This window comes from Polaromonas sp. (assembly GCF_012927415.1).
In the GTDB taxonomy this organism is placed as follows: domain Bacteria; phylum Pseudomonadota; class Gammaproteobacteria; order Burkholderiales; family Burkholderiaceae_C; genus Polaromonas.
Window position 1 is genome coordinate 1 of the sequence record NZ_JABBPF010000212.1, and the last position, 4365, is coordinate 4365.

The 4365-nt window shown below is 57.3% G+C and carries 2 protein-coding genes and 1 pseudogene; all 3 read right to left on the reverse strand.

The genetic code is table 11. The annotated features are described in order from the left end of the window. Positions 1 to 174: pseudogene (gene argJ, locus HHJ19_RS17390) on the reverse strand (bifunctional ornithine acetyltransferase/N-acetylglutamate synthase); the annotation flags it as partial. 61 nt (positions 175 to 235) lie between these two features. Beyond that, a complete protein-coding gene (gene secA / locus HHJ19_RS17395) occupies positions 236 to 3001 on the reverse strand; it encodes a preprotein translocase subunit SecA (RefSeq protein WP_296909113.1) in 2766 nt (921 codons plus the stop codon). A gap of 271 nt (positions 3002 to 3272) precedes the next feature. After that, positions 3273 to 4226 (reverse strand): M23 family metallopeptidase, encoded by a 954-nt coding sequence (locus HHJ19_RS17400; RefSeq protein ID WP_296909114.1) that lies wholly within the window; start codon positions 4224 to 4226, stop codon positions 3273 to 3275. Between the last annotated feature and the right edge of the window lie 139 nt (positions 4227 to 4365).

Sequence of the window (4365 nt, forward strand, 5' to 3'; positions counted from 1 at the left end):
GGCGCAAAACCGGTGGTGCGTAAACACGGCACCGACCGAAGCACCTTCATCGAGCAGCAACACGGCAAGGTCCTTGCGACCGGCCTTGCGAATGCCCGCCTCGGTGATGCCCCAGCGCACGCCAGGGACCGGGTAAAGATCCGAAGCGGGCGTGGCAAGCAGATTGACGGGCATGTTGCTGAACTCCAGAAAAAACAGGTTTATGACGTCAACAAAGCGCCGGCTGCGCTGCGGATCAGCTCAGCTTGCCATGGCAGAGCTTGTACTTTTTGCCTGAACCACAAGGGCAAGGGTCGTTGCGGCCCACGCGCGGCACGGCGTTCCCGGGAATGGCCTGTTGCCGCCGCTGCGATTCCTCCTCGACCGTCGTTTCAACCCCGCCCGTTTCGGTGGGCGCGGTATAGGTGACATTGGCGATGTTCTCTGCTCTGTTTTCCAGCGCCTCGGCCGCCTCTTCGAGTTGTTCGCCGGATTGCACCTTGACGGTCATCAGCACTTTGGTGACTTCGTTTTTCACGCTGTCAAGCAACTGCCCAAACAGCTCAAAGGCTTCACGTTTGTATTCCTGCTTGGGCTGCTTTTGCGCATAGCCGCGAAGGTGGATACCCTGGCGCAAATAGTCCAGGGCGCTCAGATGCTCTCGCCAATGGCTGTCTATGCTTTGCAGCAGCACAATGCGTTCAAACTGAGTGAAGTTTTCTTCGCCGATCTGTGCGAGTTTCCCGGAAAATGCGGCATTGGCAGCGGTAGTTACTTTTTCAAGCACATCGTGGTCGGTCATGGCCGCGGCGGTTTCGAGTTCCTGACGCAACGACAACTCCAGCTGCCACTCTTCAAGCAGCACTTTTTCTAGCCCTGCCAGGTCCCATTGTTCTTCGACACTTTCAACCGGCACGTACTGCCGCGTCAAATCAATGAAACAGCCTTCGCGGAGAGAAGCGATTTGCGGCTGGAGATCGCTGGCGTCCATGATGTCATTGCGCTGCTGGTAAATCACCTTGCGCTGGTCGTTGGACACATCATCGTATTCAAGCAGCTGCTTGCGAATGTCGAAGTTGCGCGCCTCGACCTTGCGCTGCGCCGATTCGATGCTGCGCGTGACAATACCCGCCTCGATGGCTTCGCCGTCGGGCATCTTCAGCCGCTCCATGATGGACTTGACGCGGTCACCCGCAAATATGCGCATCAGCGGATCGTCCAGACCCAGGTAAAAGCGCGAGGAGCCCGGATCGCCCTGGCGGCCCGAACGGCCGCGCAACTGGTTGTCAATGCGGCGTGACTCGTGACGCTCGGTCGCGATGATGCGCAGGCCGCCCAGCGCGGTGACCTGCTCGTGTTCCTGTTTCCACAGGGCGCGCAAGCGGGCAATTTCAGTTTCTTTTGCAGCCGCGTCCAGCGATTCGTCAGCCTCAACCGCTTCAACCAGTTTTTCAACGTTGCCGCCAAGCACGATGTCGGTGCCCCGACCCGCCATATTGGTGGCAATGGTGATCATCTTTGGGCGCCCGGCCTGTGCCACAATGTCAGCCTCGCGGGCATGCTGCTTGGCATTGAGCACCTGGTGCGGCAGGTTTTCCTTGACCAGCAGCTGGTCGATGATTTCGGAGTTTTCGATGGAGCTTGTACCCACCAGCACCGGTTGGCCGCGCTCGTAACACTCGCGGATGTCCCTGATGGCGGCTTCGTATTTCTCACGCGTTGTTTTATAGACGCGGTCGAGCTGGTCTTCCCGCTTGCTCAAGCGATTGGGTGGAATAACGGTGGTTTCAAGTCCGTAGATTTCCTGAAACTCGTAGGCTTCCGTGTCGGCAGTGCCGGTCATGCCGGCCAACTTGCTGTAGAGGCGGAAATAATTCTGAAAGGTAATCGAGGCCAGGGTCTGGTTTTCAGCCTGGATTTGCACAGCCTCCTTGGCTTCGACAGCCTGGTGCAGGCCATCGCTCCAGCGGCGGCCCGACATCAGCCGGCCGGTGAACTCGTCCACAATCACGACCTCGCCCTCCTGCACGACATAGTGTTGGTCGCGGTGGTACAGAAGATTGGCGCGCAAAGCCGCGTACACATGGTGCATCAACGAAATATTGGCCGGATCGTAGAGCGTCGCGCCCTCGGGAATCAGGCCAAGCTCGAACAGAATACGCTCCGCATTTTCGTGACCCTGCTCGGTCAAAAAAACCTGATGGGACTTTTCGTCGATGGTGTAGTCGCCGGGTTGTGTCACGCCCTCGCCGGTGCGTGGATCAGCTTCGCCCTCCTGGCGCGTCAGCAGGGGAACCACCTTGTTGATCGCGATGTACATCTCGGTATGGTCTTCGGCCTGGCCGCTGATGATCAGAGGCGTGCGGGCCTCGTCAATCAGAATCGAATCCACCTCATCAACAATGGCGTAGTTCAGGCCGCGCTGCACCCGGTCGCCGACTTCATACACCATGTTGTCGCGCAGATAATCGAACCCGTACTCGTTGTTGGTGCCATAGGTGATATCCGAGTTGTAGGCGGCCTGCTTTTCCTCGCGCGACATGTTGGGCAGATTAATGCCGACACTCAAGCCGAGGAAGTTGTAGAGCTTGCCCATCCAGCGGGCGTCCCGGCTAGCCAGGTAGTCATTGACCGTCACCACATGCACGCCCTTGGCGGTCAGCGCGTTGAGGTAAACCGGCAGCGTCGCAGTGAGAGTCTTGCCTTCACCAGTGCCCATTTCTGAAATCTTGCCGTTGTGCAGCGACATGCCACCCAGCATCTGCACATCGAAGTGACGCATCTTCATAATGCGTTTGCTGCCTTCGCGCACGACCGCAAAAGCTTCCGGAAGAATGGTGTCCAGTGTTTCGCCGCCAGCTACCCGGCTCTGGAACTCCCCGGTTTTGGCGCGCAACTGGTCGTCATCGAGCTTCTCGTATTCAGGTTCCAGCGCATTGATGCGTTCAATCGTTTTGCGGTAAGTTTTGAGCAGCCTGTCATTGCGACTGCCGAAAATTTTAGTCAGTATGTTGGAAGCCATAAATGCGAAGCCGACTTGGCCGCTCCCGTGAGCTGACAATGCGGCCGAAATCCCTTATTGATTGCGGAACTTAGGTTGGGTGCGCTGACAGTGAGTTCAATTGTGCGCAAACCTCCGATTTTAGCGCGGCGCAGCCGGACAGTCAGTATTCACCCCAAAACGGTTCGATCACCGGCCGAGCTTCTGCAGGAATGCTCGGAGCGCCGGGCGTTTGAACTTGCAGCAAGGAACAAGTCAGCCGGCAAGGAAAACATTGCTGATCAAAATTCAATCAAGGATGCCGCGCTGACAACGCAGTGGCCACAATCCGCTTCGGAAGCTGCTGTCCGGCAGTCAGAAATTTTTGCGGATCCTGAAATACGCCCTGAACCAGAACTTCAAAATGCAGGTGAGCGCCCGTGGATCGGCCCGTCGTACCCACTTCAGCAATTTTCTGGCCACGTTTGACCAGGTCGCCCTTTTTGACAAGCACCCGGGAGGCATGGGCGTAACGCGTGATGAGATCATTGCCGTGATCAACTTCCACCATGTTGCCGTAGTCAGGGTGATACTCCTGCGCTACCACCACACCGCCAGCGGCTGCCAGGATCGGAGTGCCTGGTGTAGCGGGGAAATCCAGCCCGGTGTGCAGGGAAGCCAGTCCATTCAACGGATCAATGCGCCAGCCAAACGGCGAACCTAAAGATCCGCCGGCCACCGGCTCCTGGGTCGGCACCATCATGTTCCTGATTTTTTCATCAAAAAGTCGCGACTCCATCACGGTCATCAAATCGACGCGCTGATCGGTCAGCTTGTCCAGATCCGCCAGGGTGGACTGAAGCTCATCCATCGTGAGTGACCGTGCGCCGACAAGCGCACCGCCGCGCCCGGTCGCCGCCTTTATCTCGTTGGGATTGATGCCCGCAAGTCCGGAAACACGCTCTCCGAGCAACTCCAGTTGCATAAGCTTGGCCTGCATTTCGCCCAGTCGCCTGGCCATCACGTTGATGTTCTCGCGCATGAATCGATCCCGTTGCTCAGACTCATCCTTGACAACCAGTTTTACCAGCGTGCCTACGATCGGCCAACCTTCACGGGCGCCCTTGAGAAATACCCAGTGGTAGAGACCTGCGGCCACCAGCATGAGCACCAAAGCAGAAACCAGGCCCGCCAAAAGCAGTTTTATGCCGCTTAAATAAATAGGCCGGCTTTTTGCCATCCACGCATCCGTGATAATCAAATGCACATGTCCACCTATTTAAAAGCTTGCAACCGTTAAAGCAGGCCTTGACTAACTTGACTATCCACCGGCGCCTTCACCAGGCCCTTTCCGTACACCAGGCGGCGGGCAATGCCCCCTCACTGGCACGGTTGACGGAATTGGT